General features: G+C 43.4%; 14 protein-coding genes. 4 read left to right on the forward strand and 10 right to left on the reverse strand.

Annotated elements, in window-relative coordinates; translation table 11 throughout:
- Positions 1-922: 922 nt before the first annotated feature.
- On the reverse strand, positions 923-2,053 hold the full coding sequence (locus ABD894_RS27145; RefSeq protein WP_345214249.1) for an alpha/beta hydrolase: 1,131 nt from the start codon (positions 2,051-2,053) through the stop codon (positions 923-925).
- A 72-nt stretch (positions 2,054-2,125) separates the two neighbouring features.
- Positions 2,126-3,412: a citrate synthase gene (locus ABD894_RS27150; RefSeq protein ID WP_345214250.1), complete on the reverse strand. Its 1,287-nt coding sequence runs from the start codon at positions 3,410-3,412 to the stop codon at positions 2,126-2,128.
- Positions 3,413-3,561: 149 nt separating this feature from the next.
- Between ABD894_RS27150 and ABD894_RS27155 the strand changes: the two genes are divergently transcribed.
- A complete protein-coding gene (locus ABD894_RS27155) occupies positions 3,562-6,834 on the forward strand; it encodes a PAS domain S-box protein (RefSeq protein WP_345214251.1) in 3,273 nt (1,090 codons plus the stop codon).
- 7 nt (positions 6,835-6,841) lie between these two features.
- Here ABD894_RS27155 and ABD894_RS27160 read toward each other — a convergent pair whose 3' ends face one another.
- Together ABD894_RS27160 and ABD894_RS27165 are read right to left on the reverse strand one after the other, a co-directional pair.
- Positions 6,842-7,381, reverse strand: coding sequence for a DUF3347 domain-containing protein (locus tag ABD894_RS27160; RefSeq protein ID WP_345214252.1), 540 nt, complete (start codon positions 7,379-7,381; stop codon positions 6,842-6,844).
- Between the two features lie 9 nt (positions 7,382-7,390).
- Positions 7,391-8,638, reverse strand: coding sequence for an ABC transporter permease (locus ABD894_RS27165; protein WP_345214253.1), 1,248 nt, complete (start codon positions 8,636-8,638; stop codon positions 7,391-7,393).
- A 163-nt stretch (positions 8,639-8,801) separates the two neighbouring features.
- On the opposite strand from ABD894_RS27165, the gene queA reads away from it, so the two are divergent.
- Both queA and ABD894_RS27175 read left to right on the forward strand, forming a co-directional pair.
- Positions 8,802-9,851: a tRNA preQ1(34) S-adenosylmethionine ribosyltransferase-isomerase QueA gene (gene queA / locus ABD894_RS27170; RefSeq protein WP_345214254.1), complete on the forward strand. Its 1,050-nt coding sequence runs from the start codon at positions 8,802-8,804 to the stop codon at positions 9,849-9,851.
- A 291-nt stretch (positions 9,852-10,142) separates the two neighbouring features.
- Entirely contained in the window at positions 10,143-10,847 is a 705-nt protein-coding gene (locus tag ABD894_RS27175; RefSeq protein WP_345214255.1) for a 2-C-methyl-D-erythritol 4-phosphate cytidylyltransferase, read from the forward strand.
- Between the two features lie 35 nt (positions 10,848-10,882).
- Here the strand turns inward: ABD894_RS27175 and ABD894_RS27180 are convergent, their stop codons facing one another.
- From ABD894_RS27180 to ABD894_RS27190, 3 genes are all read right to left on the reverse strand, one after another.
- The gene (locus ABD894_RS27180) at positions 10,883-11,029 is read right to left on the reverse strand and encodes a lmo0937 family membrane protein (protein ID WP_345214256.1); all 147 of its coding nucleotides are present in this window, start codon (positions 11,027-11,029) and stop codon (positions 10,883-10,885) included.
- Between the two features lie 112 nt (positions 11,030-11,141).
- Positions 11,142-11,363, reverse strand: coding sequence for a DUF2795 domain-containing protein (locus tag ABD894_RS27185; protein ID WP_002996718.1), 222 nt, complete (start codon positions 11,361-11,363; stop codon positions 11,142-11,144).
- Positions 11,364-11,454: 91 nt separating this feature from the next.
- Entirely contained in the window at positions 11,455-12,003 is a 549-nt protein-coding gene (locus tag ABD894_RS27190) for a cob(I)yrinic acid a,c-diamide adenosyltransferase (RefSeq protein WP_345214257.1), read from the reverse strand.
- An 88-nt stretch (positions 12,004-12,091) separates the two neighbouring features.
- Between ABD894_RS27190 and ABD894_RS27195 the strand changes: the two genes are divergently transcribed.
- Positions 12,092-13,081: a chitinase gene (locus ABD894_RS27195; protein ID WP_345214258.1), complete on the forward strand. Its 990-nt coding sequence runs from the start codon at positions 12,092-12,094 to the stop codon at positions 13,079-13,081.
- A 456-nt stretch (positions 13,082-13,537) separates the two neighbouring features.
- Here ABD894_RS27195 and yidC read toward each other — a convergent pair whose 3' ends face one another.
- The 3 genes from yidC to ABD894_RS27210 all read right to left on the reverse strand — a co-directional run bounded on the left by yidC (position 13,538) and on the right by ABD894_RS27210 (position 18,421).
- On the reverse strand, positions 13,538-15,358 hold the full coding sequence (yidC, locus tag ABD894_RS27200) for a membrane protein insertase YidC (RefSeq protein ID WP_345214259.1): 1,821 nt from the start codon (positions 15,356-15,358) through the stop codon (positions 13,538-13,540).
- Positions 15,359-15,379: 21 nt separating this feature from the next.
- Complete coding sequence (gene pyrG / locus ABD894_RS27205; protein ID WP_345214260.1) at positions 15,380-16,990, reverse strand: CTP synthase; 1,611 nt, start codon at positions 16,988-16,990, stop codon at positions 15,380-15,382.
- A 147-nt stretch (positions 16,991-17,137) separates the two neighbouring features.
- The gene (locus tag ABD894_RS27210; RefSeq protein ID WP_345214275.1) at positions 17,138-18,421 is read right to left on the reverse strand and encodes a peptidoglycan DD-metalloendopeptidase family protein; all 1,284 of its coding nucleotides are present in this window, start codon (positions 18,419-18,421) and stop codon (positions 17,138-17,140) included.
- Positions 18,422-18,728: the final 307 nt, after the last annotated feature.

Here is an 18,728-nt window from a genome sequence, read left to right on the forward strand (position 1 = left end):
GATATTTGCTAAGATAATTCCGCTTTAATGTAAGATCATTGTTAATGTTTCGCATAACGTTTAGCTTTATAACATAAAGCTAATTCTGTTACCGAATTACTTGACCTTTACAATTGCGAGGTACGAAGCAATCTCTACTTAGGTTAAGCTTGTGCTATAATTAACGTCAGTCTGCTCTTGGGCACAGTGCCACATTACTTTTGAGGGCAAAAGTAACATACTAAGCGAAGCGATCTCATGAGCGCCGATAAAAAAACAAATAGACAGCGAATAAACCCTTGTCCAGCAAAAGGCTTCTTTGCCGCACAAAGCCATTGCCCTGCAAACCGAACAGAACTTGGGGCTGGAACTTTTGCCCCAAAGCACTATCCCCACCCGCATGCAACAAGCTCCTATGCCCGCCTTTGCGCTCTTGGTCTCACAGTTCTGCCCACTTTCGCCCGAAGCCGTCTGCTGACGGTAGAGGCCTCACCTAAATCCTCTCCAAAGGAGAGGACTTTAAAAGTAGCTCCCCAACTTTCTCGAGTTTAGCATAGCGTAACTCGTGACACAGCATGGCGTAATCTTTCAGCTTACACTATAAATATATTAATTAACATAGTGCGGCCGGAGGCCGCGTAATAGTTGCCACTTGGCTGGAGCCAAGCGGCTGCGGGATAAGGGGTGCCAACGCAAAAGCACAACCTTGACATACCCACAAAAATGCGGCATCGTAAGGAACGGGGAGCACAAGCCTTGCCTAAGCACAACCCAAAGATAGTTCCTTGCGCAGCCGCGACTTTTTTCTTTGGTTACTTTCTTTTTTGAGAGAAAAAAGAAAGTAACATCCACTAACGATCAATAAAGCACAACCATTGCTAATGAAAAACTAACTACACATAGATGCTTCGTACCTCAGGATGATAGTGGAGGAAGTGACGAACTAACGCCCGCCAAGCCATTCATAAAAAGCAGGAAAAGCACTGCGCCATTGCCGTTCATTATGCTTTGCGCCTTTTATTATCAGTGTAGGGGCATTCTTTATGTCGATGCCTTTGCTTCGTGCGAGGTCAGCCATTTTTTGCATGTCGGTGGTCATTAAGGCACTTTCGGCATCGCCGCATTCAAAGTAGAAACGGGATTTCTTGTTGAGGTTCTTATCAGCATAAGTAAATATCTCGGGCGCTATCCAAAACGCCGGAGAGAATATGCCTGCGTTGCCAAATACATCGGGATATTTTAAGACGGCATACATGGATATCAGTCCGCCCATAGAGCTGCCCGCCACTGTAGTGTATTTGGCGGCTTTTTGGGTGCGATATGCGCTGTCAACATAAGGCTTTAGGGTTTTGGCCAAAAAGTCTACATAATCATCTCCCCTGCCTTTGCCGCCGTATTTAGAATCGTAAGGGTCATATTCCGAAATGCGCTGACCACCGCCGTTATCAATCCCCACTATAATACATTGCTTTTTGGCAGGCAGACTATCCAGCGCCTCGTCGACACCCCACTCGCCATAACCGGAAACGTATTCGTCAAACAGGTTTTGCCCATCGTGCATATAGATCACCGGATACCTTTTGCGCGATGTTTTATAATCTGCCGGCAGATAGATCCATATACGGCGTTGCCTGCCCAATTGCGGTATATTAAACTTTGGGGCCATTAGCTGCACGTTGGCACTCGCCGTATGTTTCTTTTCGGCTGCTTTAAAATTATCCTGCCAGGCTACTATATCCAATACAATGGTGGTATCGCGGTTTATTTGATAGGTGTGATTGCCAACGGGTTTACCATCGGCATCGCATTCGGCGGTTTCCCAGCTACCCTTGGTTACTTTTAAATTGATAGAGCCCGTATTAAATTCTTTAACCAGGCTATACCCACCCGAGGCATCGGCAACTAATTGCCAACTTTTATCGGCCGGGGTCCAGTTGTTAAAATCACCTGCTAAAAACAGGTTTGCCCCTTTTGTGACCGGTAGCTTACCCGTTTTAAACGTAACTTTTACCTGGGCCAACAGGCAAACCGGTAATAATGCAACCAGCAACATCAATAACACACACTTTCTCATCCACCTAAATTACTAAAAAAACAAAAGCCGGATGCTTTTGGCATCCGGCTTTTAATATGGTTGATATTTGAATTATCGTTTCTCTATTTCAACAAAGTCCCTGTTGGTAGAACCTACGTAAATTTGGCGCGGGCGACCGATAGGCTCTTTGTTCTCTTTCATTTCTTTCCACTGTGCAATCCATCCCGGTAAACGGCCTAAAGCGAATAGTACAGTGAACATATCTGTAGGGAAACCTAATGCCCTGTAAATGATGCCCGAATAAAAGTCAACATTAGGGTACAGCTTGCGTTCAACAAAGTAAGGATCTTTCAGGGCTACTTCTTCCAGCTTTTTAGCTATTTCAAGCACCTCATCATTAATACCTAATTTCTCTAAAATTTCGTCGCAGGCCTTTTTAATGATCTTGGCACGTGGATCGAAATTTTTATATACCCTGTGGCCAAAGCCCATCAGGCGGAAAGGATCATTTTTATCTTTTGCTTTAGCTATCCATTTATCGGTATCGCCGCCATCTTCCTGTATTTTCTCCAGCATTTCAATTACCGCCTGGTTTGCACCGCCATGCAGCGGGCCCCAAAGTGCCGATATACCTGCCGATACCGAAGCGTAAATATTAGATTCTGAAGAACCTACGATACGTACGGTTGAAGTTGAACAGTTTTGCTCATGATCTGCATGCAGTATCAGCAATTTGTTCATAGCACTTACAATAACCGGATCTATCTCCACCTCTTCGGTACGTTGCCCGAAGGTCATGTGCAGGAAGTTGCTTATGTAGTCGTATTTATTTTTAGGGTAGATATATGGATGGCCTAATGATTTCTTGTAGATCCATGAAACCACGGTAGACATTTTAGCAAGCGTTTTAACGATGCTCAGGTTTAATTCTTCTGCTGTTTGATTTTGCTTTAAAGAATCAGGGTAGAAAGCTGATAAGGCGCAAACCAATGATGAAAGCTGCCCCATAGGGTGCGAACGCTGCGGAAAGCCATCGAAGATCTTTTTCATATCCTCGTGTACAAGGGTATGACGGCTCAACTCGTACTGAAAACCTTTTAACTGATCGGCAGTCGGCAGTTCACCGTAGATCAGCAAATAAGCAACCTCAATAAATGATGATTTTTCGGCCAGCTCTTCTATCGAGTAACCACGATATTTAAGTATACCTTGTTCACCATCTAAAAAAGTAATAGCGCTTTTGGTAGCGCCTGTATTTTTATAGCCTATATCCAGCGTAACATAACCGGTTTGGTCGCGCAGTTTAGAAATATCAATGGCCTTCTCACCTTCCGTACCTTCAATAACAGGAAGGTCGAATGTTTTATCCCCAATTTTTAGTTGTGCAGTTTCAGACATAGAAAATGTTCGTATAAGCAACAAATGTAAATAAATCTGTGTATTATTAATCTTCAATATACTTTAGTATTGTAAAAATTATAATAACTTAACATAAAAAATTAACTGATAGCAGCAATTTTTTAGCCAATCATAATTCCGCATATCGTATGGGCATGTCATTTAATGGCAAACTGGTTTCGTTAATACATAATGATAACAGCATTTACCGGCTGTTATTGTTGGTGCTGGCCATACTTAGCCCCGCGCTATACCTGCTTGATGATGGTACCCTGCAAGATCATCTTTGGCTGCGCCTTGTTTGCAGCGGCATTTGCATTGTTACTTTTGGCGCGTCGTTTTTGCAACGCAGGTATTATAAAATATGCCTGTACATTACGCTAACCTGCTTTATAATAATTAACAGCGGTATACTGCTTTACGAAAACCAATTCGCACGGGTTTATATTTTCAGCGCTATGGTGGTATTTGTAGCGCTCACGCTTTTATGTACCCAACGCCGCGAATTTTTAGGTATATCGCTCATTAATACTGCCGCGCTAACTTATGTTTATCTGGAATTGCCTGTACCGGGTATAGCAGTATCATCAATAATTATATTGATCGCGGGTTTTATTGCCATTGCCTATATCGCCTTTTTAATACGCATGGTTTACCGCTTTAAGCTCAAAAAAGCGCTGGGCATCCTTACACAGGTCAACCATACCCTTATAAGCAACGAACAAAAGCTACGCGACAGCCGTAACCAGCTCCATGCCCTCATTAACTCCATTAATGATATTGTTTTCGAGCTGGATGAAAATAAGAACTGCCTTAATGTTTGGTATAACGAGTTGCTGCCGCTCCATTTCGATCCGAAGATCTTTATAGATAACAAATTGAGCGATATCATCGGCGCGGAAAAGGCAGATCCGTTTGTGATAGCTACCGACTATGTGCTTAAACATAAAAAGCCAACTTCTTTCGAATTCGATTCTGTTTTTGGCGCCGATAAATGGTATATAGCCCGCATAGCGCCTATTTATACCCGCAATGGTTATTACACCTCGCGCATTTCTATCTCTATAGCCGATATAACCGGGCAAAAGAAATACGAACAAGCCCTTAAAGAGAATGAGAACCTGCTGACCGAAGCGCAGGCCATTGCCAAACTGGGCAACTGGTGGTACGATGACGATACGAAGAGCAACTACTGGTCTGACAACCTCTTCGCGGTACTGGAAATTGATAATATACCGCCCGACATGGATAAGTTTACTTATTACATGACACTGGTGCATCCCGACGATCATGATATTACCTATAATTTCCTGATGGATATTGCTACCGTGGCTACCAACACCCTCGAACATAAGTTCATCACCCCCAGGGGAAATTTAAAGTACCTCAAAGTATTGCGTGGCGAACTGATATTTAAAGAGGACGGCAGCCTGAAAAGAGTATTTGGCGTAATACAGGATATCACGGAGATAAAGTTATCTGAACGAACGGCAAAAATAAGCCAAAGTGAACTGATCGATGCCCAAACCATTGCCAAAATAGGTAACTGGAGATGGGATGTAAGCGAAGAAGCACTGTCATGGTCTGACGAGATCAGCCATATTTTTGAGGTTCAAACCGGGAGCTATTTACAAAAAGGCTTTGGTCGCTTACTATTAAAATACATTTACCCTGATGATAAGTATATCATTAAGCTACTTGCCAAAAGCCCCGCACGCATTGCCAATACATCACACGAGTTCAGGATAATTACTGCCGGTGGTAATATCAAGTACGTGAGTCTTATTGTAGGTAAATTAATTACACGCGACGGTAACCTGCGCAAAATTATAGGAACACTGCAAGATATCACCAAACGTAAAACAGCCGAAATAGAATACAAGATCAGCGAGAACAAATACCGCCTTGTACTGGAAACTGTAAAGCTTGCAGCCGTTAGCCTCGACCCTACAGGGCATATCATTTTTTGTAATAAACACCTGGCCGATATGCTGGGTTACGAGCAAAAAGAAATTACGGGCATGAACTGGATGGAAAACTTTATCCCCGAGGAGGTGCGCCCGTTATTGCGTGAATCGTTCACTACACGTTCAATCGAAACCCATTTTGTTAACCCTGTTTTGTGTCGCAATGGCGAAGAACGCATCATCAGCTGGCAAAACACGGTTACTTTTGATGACAACGGCGATGTTAAAGAAACCACCAGCCTTGGCGAAGATATTACCGATCAGGAAATGGCTACCCGCGAACTTATTTCGGCAAAGGAGCACGCCGAGCGTGCATCGCAGTTTAAATCGGATTTCCTCTCCACCATGAGCCATGAGATCCGTACGCCGATGAACGCGGTGATAGGTGCTACTAACCTATTACTTACTGAAGACCCGAAACCGGAACAATTGGAGTACCTCAATACCCTCAAATTTTCGGGTGAGAACCTGCTGGCTATTATTAATGATATATTGGATTACAATAAGATAGAGGCCGGTAAATTTGAGCTGCATAAAGCTCCCTTCGATATTCATCAGCTGGCACAAAAAATATGGCAGTCATTTAATTTAAAAGCCAGCGAAAAACACCTGCAACTCGATCTAATCACCGACACCACCATACCGGATACCCTTAAAGGCGATCAGCCACGTTTAAGCCAGATTTTGAACAACCTGATCAGCAATGCTATTAAGTTTACGCCGCAGGGCCGGGTAATTATCCGTATGGATAAGGAAGAGGCTACCGACCATACTGTAACCATTAAATTTTCGGTAACAGATACAGGCATCGGCATATCACCCGATTATTTGAGCCGGGTTTTTGATCCGTTTACACAGGAAACCCACCTGAGCAATTATTACGGCGGTACAGGACTTGGGCTGGCCATCACCAAAAGGCTGATAGAATTGCATGGCAGCAGTATAGAAGTAAACAGTCAACAAGGGGTTGGTACGCACTTCAGCTTTGTTGTCACTTTTGAAATATCGCAAAAAGGGCAGCAGATAGCCAGCCACGAAACGGGCAATACCGCCATTACCGATTTAACCGGTAAGCATATTTTGGTAGTAGATGATAATAAGATGAATCTGCTGGTGGCTTCAAAGTTTTTAAAACGCTGGCATGCCAGTGTTGACGAGGCCTTGAACGGACAAATTGCAGTTGATATGGCACTGGCAAAGAATTACGACCTGATCATCATGGACCTGCAAATGCCGGTAATGGACGGTTTCGAGGCTACACAGATCATCAAAAAAACACATCCGAACGTGCCTGTTATAGCCCTAACCGCCGATGCCATGCCCGACACGCACAACAAAGCTTTTTACGCCGGCATGAGCGATTATCTTACCAAACCATTTTTAGCCGAAGCATTATTTGAAAAAGTAGCCAAGCACTTGCTACACCAAAAAGGTATTGAAAAGCCTGCCGAATAAGCAGGTGTTATTTCAGTTCTTCTTTAACCTCACCACATTCCAGCATGTCGCTGCCGTAATACGGGTTTTTGATCTCCTTAATTTCAGATAACCAGTAACCGCCCTTACCCTCATTTGCCATTGGGCAAAATGTTACGTAAGCAGTTTCCTTACCTGCTTTATTACCTTTTACAAGAGTGATCACATCTTTACTCAACGTTAAAAATGATATACGCTGACTAACGATATCATCAGTAGCGCCGATCTTTTTAGCGAAGGTAGCGGCCTCGTCGCAGCCTTTTACAGCGCTTAGGGCATTCTCCAGTTCGGCAGCTGATTTTTTTGCAGCCTTGGCATCTGTTTTAACCAGGTCGTTTTTGAGGGCGATGTATGAAGTATATACTTTATCTACATTGTCGCTATCAGGTACTACAGCCGCAACTTTAGCTGTTGTATCAGCCGTTGCTGATGTAGCTGAATCTGCTGTTTTTTGAGATGATGATGTTTGATTGCAGGCAGAAACTGATAATGCAAAAACAAACGCGGCGGCAATGCTAAGAGCTTTCATAATGTGTTGTTAGTTTGAACGTATAGCCTCTACCGGGTTAAGGCGTGAGGCGGAATAAGCCGGTACTATACCCGATATAATACCAATAATTACCGATGTTGATAAACCAAATATGATGTTACCCATATCAAGCACCACCTGTATATCGGCAATGGCCTTTACCGCGAATGTACCCAGGTACACAAATAGCAGCCCTATAAGCCCGCCCATAAGGCAAAGCGCGATGGCTTCTATCAGGAACTGCAATAATATGAAATAGTTTTTTGCCCCCAATGATTTTTGTATACCGATAATATTGGTACGCTCTTTTACTGACACGAACATGATATTGGCGATACCGAACCCACCTACCAGTATCGAAAAACCACCGATAATGAACCCGATAACGTTTACCATATCAAACAATTTATCCAACTGATTTGATATCAGGGTTGATTTGTTGAGCGAAAAGTTATCGTCAACGCCCGGGCGCAGCCTGCGTATAGAACGCATAAGGCCCTGTAATTCGCTTTCAACTTCCAGTTCGGAGAGGTTGCTTTTGCCCCTCACAACAATTTGTGGGTTATAACGGTCGCTTTTAATATCAACCAGGTTACGGGCGTAGTTAAGCGGCATCAACACTTGTTTATCTTTCGATATTCCCAGCATATCTTCACCTTCTTTAGCGAAAACGCCTATTACAGTTACGTAACGGCCCATCACCTTTATCTTTTTGCCCACAGCATCGCCGTTAGGAAACAGTGCTGACGCTATATCAAAACCAATATCCACAACCGGGGCACCCGTGCGCGATTCCATTGGTGTGAAATAACGCCCGCCATCAAAACTAAAGTTCCAGGTACGGTTATGATCCTGCGAGGCGGCATCAATAGAAGCCCCTTCTACAGTATTGCTTTTATATTTAATGTTACGATTATCTACGCTGATCTCGAAAGAGATAGCTTCGGCCGTTTCGCTACGTTTTTGTAACTCTTCAAAATCGCGGTAGTTGGGCACAGGGCGCTGGTAAAACTTCCACCAAGGGTAATCGTTACTGAATAGCCATGGCCATTTTTGTATATATATACTATTATTACCCAGCTTATTAACGCTGTTTTGCAGGTTACCCCGCAAGGTATCAACCGCCGAAAAAACCGCTATAATGGTAAATATACCAATGGTTACCCCAAGCAGGGATAGCATGGTGCGCAGTTTATTTTGCCTGAGCGCGTCCCAGGCGAACAGGAAGCTTTCGCGGAAGAGTTTTAAAAATATCATAATCGTATTTGGTTTTAGACTACGATACCCTTGTTTGGTTACACATTATCAGTCAATAAATTTATTGCGGATAATATAACACAAAGCTGACTATTATCTGTTATTTATTTGCTAAAATTTTTATACATTTGCGCCCTTGAAAATCCAACAATATTTATAAGATATGAAGTTATCCCAGTTTAAATTCAACTTACCAGAGTCACTTATTGCCCACACGCCTTCTGATACCCGCGATGAGTCGCGCCTGATGGTGCTGCACCGCGATTCGGGGAAAATTGAGCATAAAATATTCAAGGATGTATTGGATTACTTTGATGATAAGGATGTTATGATTCTTAACAACACAAAAGTATTCCCTGCCCGCATGTACGGTAACAAAGAAAAAACCGGTGCTACCATTGAAGTATTTTTGCTTAGAGAGTTAAACAAGGAGCTTCGTTTATGGGATGTGTTGGTTGATCCGGCCCGTAAAATACGCGTTGGTAACAAACTATATTTTGGTGATGACGATTTGCTGATTGCCGAGGTGGTAGATAACACCACATCTCGCGGTCGTACTATCCGTTTCCTGTTTGACGGTACCGATGAGGAATTCCGTCGTAACGTGGAGATCCTGGGCGAAACACCACTGCCTAAATACATTAAACGCAAAGCCACTGCCGATGATAAAGAGCGTTACCAAACCATCTTCGCTAAACACGAAGGCGCGGTAGCAGCCCCAACCGCGGGTTTACACTTTAGCCGCGAGCTGATGAAACGCCTTGAAATAAAAGGTGTTGAATTTGCCGAAGTTACCCTGCACGTAGGTTTAGGTACTTTCCGCCAGGTTGAGGTGGAAGATTTAACCAAGCACAAAATGGACTCGGAGCAGTTCATTATTGAGCAAAAACAAGCTGATATTGTAAACAGGGGTATTGAAAGAAAGAAACGTATTTGCGCGGTAGGTACTACTTCAATGCGGACTATCGAATCTGCGGTATCTGCCAACAAAACTTTGAAAGCAGCTAACGACTGGACCAGCAAGTTCATCTTCCCTCCGTACGATTTCAGCATTGCCAATTCAATGATCACCAACTTCCACACACCGGAGTCGACATTGTTGATGATGATATGCGCGTTTGGCGGTTACGAAAATGTAATGAACGCTTACGAAATAGCCATTAAAGAGAAATACCGTTTTTACAGCTACGGCGATGCCATGCTGATCATCTAATTTCTTTTTAGATGTGAGATATTAGAATTGAGATGTGAGATTTTTCTTACATCTCTTTTTTTTGCCTCTATTTCAGTTTAAAACAGCTGTTAAAAAGATAAATTTGTCATTGTGAGTTATAGATTCAATAGCGTGGCCTGTCACCCTGAGCTTGTCGAAGGGTACGCGGGTAAAGGCCTTTGCACACGATCCTTCGACAAGCTCAGGATGCCCCTTAAGCATGTTGCGCAAACGGCAACTGCGAAACGATAATAACACAACAGAACAAATCAAGCACTAATTGATCGTCTCATGTCTTCTACCTTACCTGTTCAATCTAAATATAAAGCCATCATAGTAGCAGGTGGTTCGGGCACTCGTATGCAATCGGTAGTACCTAAGCAGTTTTTGCTGTTGAATGGCAGGCCGGTTTTATTTTATACGCTCGAAGCATTTTATAACAGTACTTATCAGCCGGAGATCATCCTCGTTTTACATCCGGACTTCCACGAGTACTGGAATAACCTGTGCCGCGAATATCAATTTGAACTCCCCCACCTGCTGGTAAGCGGAGGCGAAACCAGGTTTCATTCTGTAAAGAATGGTTTGGATACCATAAGCATTGAAGATGCTGTAATAGCCGTGCATGACGCTGTTAGGCCGATTACCGAACAGGGCATTATTGATAATGCTTACGCCTATGCAGCCCAACATGGCAACGCCGTGGTGGCCGTAAAAAGCAGGGATTCGGTAAGGGTATTAAAAGAAGGCATTTCAGCCGCTTTAAACCGAGATGAGGTATACCTGATACAAACTCCGCAAACCTTTCAATACAGCCAATTAAAGCAGGCTTACACGCAGCCATACAGCAATCTGTTCACCGATGATGCCAGCGTGGTTGAAAAAGCGGGCTTTAAGATCAATTTAATTGAGGGTAACCACAGAAATTTAAAGATCACCTTCCCGGAGGATATCGCGATAGCCGAATTATTATTAAGCAAAAAGCCACTTGTATAAACTACAAGTGGCTTTATAATAGTATTTAATAAGCTTTACGCTCGTCTTATTACGCCTAATAGTAAAGCTATAATTGCTATAACTAATAATACGTGAATTAATCCTGTCGCATGTTGGAAAAAGAATCCAAATATCCATCCTATAACCAGGATGACAGCGATAATGTACAGTAAGCCTCTCATATTGCAAATGTTTTTAGTTGATAATGTTTATAGCTAAATAACCAAAATCATTCCAAAAAGTAGTAGCTAATAAAAATATTTAATATTAGCCTGCAATTATCTTTTTACGAATTTAATATTCGTCTTCGTTAAAAAAGAAATCATCCTTTGTAGGATAATCAGGCCATATCTCTTCTATGTTTTCATACGGCTCACCATCATCCTCTAAGGCTTGCAGGTTTTCAATAACCTCAACAGGCGCTCCTGATCTGATAGCGTAATCAATTAATTCATCTTTTGTTGCCGGCCATGGTGCATCTTCAAGGTGCGATGCTAATTCAAGTGTCCAATACATGTTTTTTCTATATATTTAATGTTCGGTAAATTTACTTTTTCGCAAAAGTATAATATTTTCAAATTGAAAATCAATATTTTTTTTACATTTTTCACACCCTCGGTATCCATTGATTTTCAGCCACATCTGCATCAAAACCAAATTTACGGGCCAGTGTAAAAAGATAATCGCTTAACCTGTTCAGGTAAATTATCACTTTTTCATCTACCACATCCGCTTCATTCAGGTGTACTACTATACGTTCGGCCCTGCGGCATACGCACCGGGCTACATGGCAATACGATACCGCGATGCTGCCGCCGGGCAAAATAAAATGCTTTAGCGCGGGCAGTACTTTGTTCATCTCGTCCATCTCGTGCTCCAGTAATTCAATGTCTGATAAATGCAGATCGGGTATCACCATTCTTGATTTTTCAGGATCGGCAGCCAGCGAAGCCCCGATAGTGAACAATCTGTCCTGAATATGCTTCAATATGTCTTTATCATGTACAGCAATATCCTGATCGCGGATTAAGCCAATATAAGAATTTAGTTCATCAATTGTACCATAACTTTCAATACGCAAATGATGCTTTGGTACCCTTGTGCCGCCAATAAGCGAGGTGTAACCTTTATCGCCCGTTTTGGTATAAATTTTCATATCGATGCAATTAAACAAATTTGCAGTTGTTATTATTACAAATGTGAGTAATTAGCTAAATGTTTACATTTATTTGTAGCAATATCGTATGAAATCAATGATCACTTCGGCCAGGCTTACCCTTGCCTCACTATTTATACTCACGCTGCTTAGCTTTAAATGTGGGGGCGCCCACGCCGATACGCCTGCTGCCACTGCCCCACCGGTATCTGTAGAAAGCATATTGAGCGAAAAGCAGTTTAATACGCTATTCCCTCAGCGCGATAAATTTTACAGCTACGCGGCTTTTATAAAAGCGGTAAAGGAACTTTCGGCATTTAAGATAAAGATCGTTAAACGGGCTTATTCGGCCTTGCAGCTATCACGCATTGATAACAGCATCGGCAAGGCTACCATTATACGTGAAGACAAGGGTTTTAATGAAAGCTGGGCCAAATCAAAACCCGACAGTGTTTACTATATCGACTTCGCTAAATTTTGTACAGAGAAGGACGCGCTTACTAATAAAAAGGAATTGGCAGCTTTTTTCGCGCACATAGCCCATGAAACCCGACATGGGCAAAACGGCCAATACAACGACGGCCTGATGCTTAAACACGAAAACGATACCTCGCTGCCCTACATTGCCGATAATGACGAATACCCACCCGCTGCCGGTAAAAAATATTATGGCCGCGGTCCTATGCAGCTAAGCTACAATGGCAACTATGGCTACGCTTCCGACTGTATATTCGGCGATAAAAAGGTTTTGCTGAATAACCCCGACCTGGTAGAAACCGACCCCGTAGTGGCCTTTAAAACCGCCATATACTTTTGGATGACCCCGCAAGCCCCCAAACCATCGGCACATGCCGCCATGACGGGCTCGTGGCAGCCCAACGATACCGAAAAAGCCAAAGGACGGATACCCGGCTTCGGAAGCACCATCAATATCATCAACGGCGCCATAGAATGCGGCAAAGGTGATGATATGTATAACATGAAAGACCGGATTGGTTTTTACCAGCATTTTTTAACGCAATTAGGTACTACAGATTCTAATTGCGCCTGCTCTTGCGGAAAGATGGCGGCTTATTGATTGTATTTTTATAGTTCTATCGTCATTGCGAGGAGGAACGACGAAGCAATCTCTACTTAGGCTGAAGCTTGTGCTGTAATTAACGTTGGTCTGCTCATTGCCGCAGGGGCTATTACTTTTGAGGGCAAAAGTAACATACTAAGCGAAGCGATCTCATGAGCACCTATAAAAAACAAACAAACAGCGAATAAACCCTTGTCTAGCAAAAGGCTTCTTTGTCGCACAAGGCCTCTGCGCTGCAAAACGTGCAGAACTTGGGGCTGGAACTTTTGCCCCGCCGCTCGTTTCCACCCCACGTGCAACAAGTTCGCTATGCTTGCGCTTATGGCCAACACCGTTTTGCCCGTTTTAACCCGAAGCTGTTTGCTGACGGTTAGCGTCAATCAAATACCTAACATCCCATAAACAAAAAAAGTCCGCAGCTCGCTGCGGACTTTTCATATCTGTTTAAAGAAATTATTTCTTTTTAGGTTGTTGCTGTTGTTGGCGCATCATTTCTTCCATGCGTGCCTGAAAGCCTGATTTTTTCTTTTTGGTGTCTTCAGGTTTCTTTTTGTTTTCCTGGATCTGGGCATGGATCTTCTTATCGTCAACCATGAATTTGATCAGGTATTGTTGTAAAAAGGTTAACATGTTGGCCAGGAAGTAATAATAGTTCAAACCGGCAGGATAGCTGTTCAGTACACCGAAGAAAATCAGCGGAGTAATGTAACCAATGTATTTCATTTGACCTGTAGCACCCGATATCTGGTTATTGAAATAGGTGTAGATCAGCGTTGAAATGGTCATCAGTAAACACATTAAGCTGATGTGTGTCCAACCAATAATAGGCAGCGGTGCGAATGACACCAGTGTATCGTAGGTTGAAAGATCGTGCATCCACAGGAAGCTCTCGCCGCGGAGCTCAAACAAGCTTGGGAAGAAGCGGAAGAACGCGATTACGATAGGCATTTGCAATACCAGCGGCAAGCAACCACCTAAGGGGTTCACACCTGCCTTTTTGTATAGCTTGAGGTATTCCTGTTGTAATAATGTTGGGTTGTCCTCGCCCACTTTACCTTTAATCTCGTCCATCTCCGGCTTAAGCACACGCATCTTAGCCATTGACAGGTATGATTTATAAGTAAGCGGCGATAATACCAGCTTAAGCAAAATAGTCAACACCAAAATGATGATACCGTAGTTCCAGTTAAACTGGTTAAGGAAGTTAAATACCGGCAATACCGCGAAACGGTTAATGTACTTTAAAGGTCCCCAGCCCATATCAACCTGATTTTCCAGATCAAAACCCTGATCTTTCAGTGTGCTGAAACGGTTCGGGCCAAAGTAAAACTCCATCGGGAAGGTACCTGCACTGCTACGGGCCAACACCAGGTTAGCACTCATTTGCTTTACATCGCGCAGGTTATTAACATCGGTACTTACAGCCATTTTAGCTTTGCTGATACCGTCTTTAACAATCAATACATTCGAGAAAAAGTGTTGTTTGAAAGAGATCCACTGGATCTTTTTATCGCTTACTTCTTTCTCTTCGTCTTTAGCTACGTTCAGGTGGTCAATATCATCATCGGTATTTTTAAAGTATACCGTTGAGTATTGCTGCTCCTGCTTCATGTCTTTTTCCTGCTTGTGCAGGCTGGCTGCCCAGTTAAGGTTAACAGAACTGCTGTTAGCGATAACGTTATCCAAACCGGTAGGCTTAATGGTTAAATCGAGCTTGTAACCGGTACCTTTTAACGAATAGGTATAATCAATATACTGTGTAGCGCTGTAGCTTAAACGCATAGTAATAGCGCCCGAATCTTTATCGGCCACTATCAAATCGCCGCCTGTTGGGGTGAAGTACAGGTTATTGGTATTGATATTTACGTTTGATGCACTAAAGTTCAAACCGAACTTATTTTGATCGCCATCAAACAAGATCAAAGGCTTTTTATCAAAGGTTTTAAAGTTTTTCAGTTCAACTGAATATACCTTACCGCCCAGGGTTGAAAGTTTTACACGGATGTCTTTATTTTCAACGGTAACAAGTTTTTCGGCACCTGATGTAGCCGCGCCAAACGGGCCTTTTATTACGGTTGAATCAACCGCGGCTACCGCTTTTGTAGTATCAGCCTTAACAGCTGCCGGTGTTTTCGCACCTGCCCTTTTCAGGGAGTCGGCATGCTCTTTTGCCTGTATTTTTTTCATTTCGGCTTCCGAGGGCTTCAGAAGATAAAATCCTCCTACCAAAATGAGCATGATCAGGAATAATCCTGTGAATGTATTTCTATCCATTATTATGTATCGTACAGTAAATTAGTTCTTGCGGGCGTATGCCAGCGAAGCGGCGACAAAGTTAATAAAAAGTGGATGCGGATTAGCAACCGTTGATTTTAATTCGGGGTGAAATTGCGCGCCCACAAAATACGGGTGATTTTTAAGCTCAACTATCTCAACAAGGTTATTTTCAGGGTTAATACCCGATGGTATCATACCGTGCTCTTCGTATCTTTTCAGGTATTCGTTATTAAACTCGTAACGGTGACGGTGACGCTCGCTGATGTGTGTTTTGCCATAAATAGCGGCAGCCTTTGAACCGCGTTTTAAATCGCAAGGATACGCGCCCAAACGCATGGTACCGCCTTTGGCTGTTATCTTTTTCTGCTCTTCCATCATGCCGATAACCGGGTATGGAGTTTCAGAGTTCATTTCGGTACTGTTGGCTTCGGTTAAGCCTAATACGTTACGGCCGTACTCAACTACCGCGCACTGCATACCCAAACATATACCGAAGAAAGGTATATTGTTTTCACGTACGTAACGGATAGCTTCTATCTTACCCTCAAAACCACGCTCACCAAATCCCGGCGCTACTAATACGCCATGTAAACCTTTAAGGCGCTCAACAGCATTACCCGGCGTTAATTGCTCCGAGTGAATGTATTCAACCTTTACTTTACACTCGTTTTTAGCGCCTGCATGTATAAAGGCTTCGGTAATTGATTTATAAGCATCGGGCAATTCAACATATTTACCTACCAAACCAATACGTACTTCAGACGTAGGGTTTTTAAGGCGACCAAGGAAGTCTTTCCAGCTTTCCAGATCAGGATCTGCCTTTAGCGGAAGCTTCAGTTTGGTTAAAACTGTTTTGTCCAGTTGTTCTTTTAACATCAGCAATGGCACATCATATATGGTTGACGCGTCTATTGATTCGACAACCGCATTGATGTTAACGTTACAAAATAACGCGATTTTTTTTCTGATGTCCTGATTAATGTGGTGTTCGGTACGGCAAACCAGTATATCGGGCTGTATACCATACTCCAGCAACATTTTAACAGAGTGCTGTGTAGGCTTGGTTTTTAACTCACCGGCAGCAGCAAGGAAAGGGATAAGCGTTAGGTGGATCACCAGTGAATTGCTTGAACCTACCTCCCACCTGAACTGCCTTACGGCCTCTACAAATGGCAGCGATTCGATATCACCTACGGTACCGCCAATCTCGGTGATCACTACATCGTAATTACCGCTTTCGCCCAGTATGCGGAAATTCCTTTTGATCTCGTCGGTAATGTGTGGTACAACCTGCACAGTTTTACCTAAAAAAGCACCTTCGCGCTCGCGGTTAATTACATTTTGGTAAATACGGCCGGTGGTAACGTTATTGGCCTGTGATGTGGGGGTATTCAAAAAACGTTCGTAATGGCCAAGGTCCAAATCAGTTTCAGCACCATCCTCGGTTACGTAGCATTCGCCATGCTCGTAAGGGTTCAATGTTCCCGGATCTACGTTGATATAAGGGTCGAACTTTTGGATGGTTACACGGTAACCGCGGGCTTGTAAAAGTTTAGCTAACGAAGCAGAAATAATACCTTTTCCCAACGACGAAGTAACGCCGCCCGTAACAAAAATATATTTGGTCATGTTGTTTTTTGAATTTTGACAACAGTTTTAAAGCCGCTGCCAAATGTTTGTGTACGGGATACAAAAGTAGAAATTTATTCAGAGATTTTGGTGCTTGTTAATAAAATAGTGATTTATGCCGAATGCAGCTTAAAATCAAAACAATAGCTACTCGGCGGCAAGGATCCAGCCGGTTAAGGCATCGTTTTTTACGAGGTAATAATTCTTGTAAGCGGCCAGCACCTCAACTTTTTTCCCGGTAGCCAGCAGGGTTTTACGCGGCGCGTTCAAACTGTCGGGCGCATCATACAACGCGCGCTCATTTTTAAGGGTAATATTACGGATTGTGGTAATTTTAGCAACATTATCATTAGCGATGTAACCGTTAACGCCATCGGGCAGTTTTACTTTATACCACGAACCTGTAGCGGCCTCAACGGTTAAGGCCGTGTTTTTAGGTATATTCAAACGGGTAGGTTGCTTGTTATCCGTACCGGCATATAGTTTATTAAGGGCATTTATGGTACGTACCGTAGCATTTAAGTTAGTTAGCGAGCCGGTAATTGCGGCCGGAGTTCCGGTTTCCTTTTCTACAAAATAGACCGGATTAACTACACCATTGTTGCCGTACACTCCAAAGTGCAGGTGCGAGGGCGTGAATTGCGCGTTACCGGTATTGCCCACCAAACCTACCGTGTCGCCGGTTTTGAGCCTTTGCCCCTGCTGCACCAGTTGCTTATCCAGATGCGCGTAGTACAAAGTATAATCGGCATCATCGGGCCTGAAGAATACCACCAGGCCACCCAGTGTATTTTCGCCAACGTTGGTTACCGTGCCATTGGCGGCAGCAATAGCCGCGGTGCCCTTTGGCGCGAATATGTCTATCCCTTCGTGCTTGCGGCTGCCATCATCTCGGTTGGCACCAAACAGACTGCCGATATAGGGCTTGCCCGATGCCGATACCGGCATGCTTAACGATGGCCCGGCGGTAATTGTAAGTGTATACTCCCCGCTTTGCAACAACTCGGGTTGCAGGCGGAGGATATATTTACCGTCCTGCTTTATATCATACTGAAGTTGGATGCCACCGGTATCTGCCGAAGCGATGATCTTCGACGTTTCATTATCTTTTTGCTGAAAAAGATCAATATAGATACTGTAATTAACCGAAGGTTTTTTAACCAGGTTCACCGTAATACGCCTGCCTCTTTTAGCCTCGAACCGCAAGGCCGCGCCATCGGGTTTATCAGCAGCAAAGTAGCCGGTTTCTTTATAGGGCAGGCTAATGTTTAAGGCTTTGTCTACTATCTGCGTAGCGTTATTCAGCCAAAGCGAACCCATTACTGTTTTGTCCAACCCGGCATCTTTCAGTTTTTGGGCATAGGCTTCGTGCGGCGATTGCTTTTTGAAGATCCCGATTGCTCCCCTATCGCTACAGGCACACCATACCATGGCCACCAGCGCAATTGTTATTGTATGTATAAGAGGGTATCGATAATGGTGCATATCAACGGGGTTTCCGTATAAACCCTGACGGATGTTAAATGGTTTTCGTTACAGATGGATTTGATTTTACCTCGATGGTTAGTTTTCTATAATGCTGATTAGTTTTTACCGCTGAGGTACGGGAGGTTGCGCGGAGTTCGGGGAGAGGTTTCCGGAGGAATCATGCAAAGGCCTGCCCACATCGTTCGACATGCTCATCATGACCCGCTCAAAGACTTTCCGGATACCTCACTACTTTACTATTCACCACCAA

Origin of the sequence: Mucilaginibacter gynuensis (assembly GCF_039541195.1) — a bacterium.
Lineage (GTDB): Bacteria > Bacteroidota > Bacteroidia > Sphingobacteriales > Sphingobacteriaceae > Mucilaginibacter > Mucilaginibacter gynuensis.

Coding starts and splice junctions, on each gene's coding strand:
- ABD894_RS27180 (WP_345214256.1), bottom strand. CDS start 11,029: ATGAGAGGCTTACTGTACATTATCGCTGTCATCCTGGTTATAGGATGG.
- queA (WP_345214254.1), top strand. CDS start 8,802: ATGAAGTTATCCCAGTTTAAATTCAACTTACCAGAGTCACTTATTGCC.
- ABD894_RS27210 (WP_345214275.1), bottom strand. CDS start 18,421: ATGGTATGGTGTGCCTGTAGCGATAGGGGAGCAATCGGGATCTTCAAA.
- ABD894_RS27150 (WP_345214250.1), bottom strand. CDS start 3,412: ATGTCTGAAACTGCACAACTAAAAATTGGGGATAAAACATTCGACCTT.
- ABD894_RS27145 (WP_345214249.1), bottom strand. CDS start 2,053: ATGAGAAAGTGTGTGTTATTGATGTTGCTGGTTGCATTATTACCGGTT.
- ABD894_RS27185 (WP_002996718.1), bottom strand. CDS start 11,363: ATGTATTGGACACTTGAATTAGCATCGCACCTTGAAGATGCACCATGG.
- ABD894_RS27165 (WP_345214253.1), bottom strand. CDS start 8,638: ATGATATTTTTAAAACTCTTCCGCGAAAGCTTCCTGTTCGCCTGGGAC.
- ABD894_RS27155 (WP_345214251.1), top strand. CDS start 3,562: ATGGGCATGTCATTTAATGGCAAACTGGTTTCGTTAATACATAATGAT.
- yidC (WP_345214259.1), bottom strand. CDS start 15,358: ATGGATAGAAATACATTCACAGGATTATTCCTGATCATGCTCATTTTG.
- ABD894_RS27160 (WP_345214252.1), bottom strand. CDS start 7,381: ATGAAAGCTCTTAGCATTGCCGCCGCGTTTGTTTTTGCATTATCAGTT.
- ABD894_RS27175 (WP_345214255.1), top strand. CDS start 10,143: ATGTCTTCTACCTTACCTGTTCAATCTAAATATAAAGCCATCATAGTA.
- ABD894_RS27195 (WP_345214258.1), top strand. CDS start 12,092: ATGAAATCAATGATCACTTCGGCCAGGCTTACCCTTGCCTCACTATTT.
- ABD894_RS27190 (WP_345214257.1), bottom strand. CDS start 12,003: ATGAAAATTTATACCAAAACGGGCGATAAAGGTTACACCTCGCTTATT.
- pyrG (WP_345214260.1), bottom strand. CDS start 16,990: ATGACCAAATATATTTTTGTTACGGGCGGCGTTACTTCGTCGTTGGGA.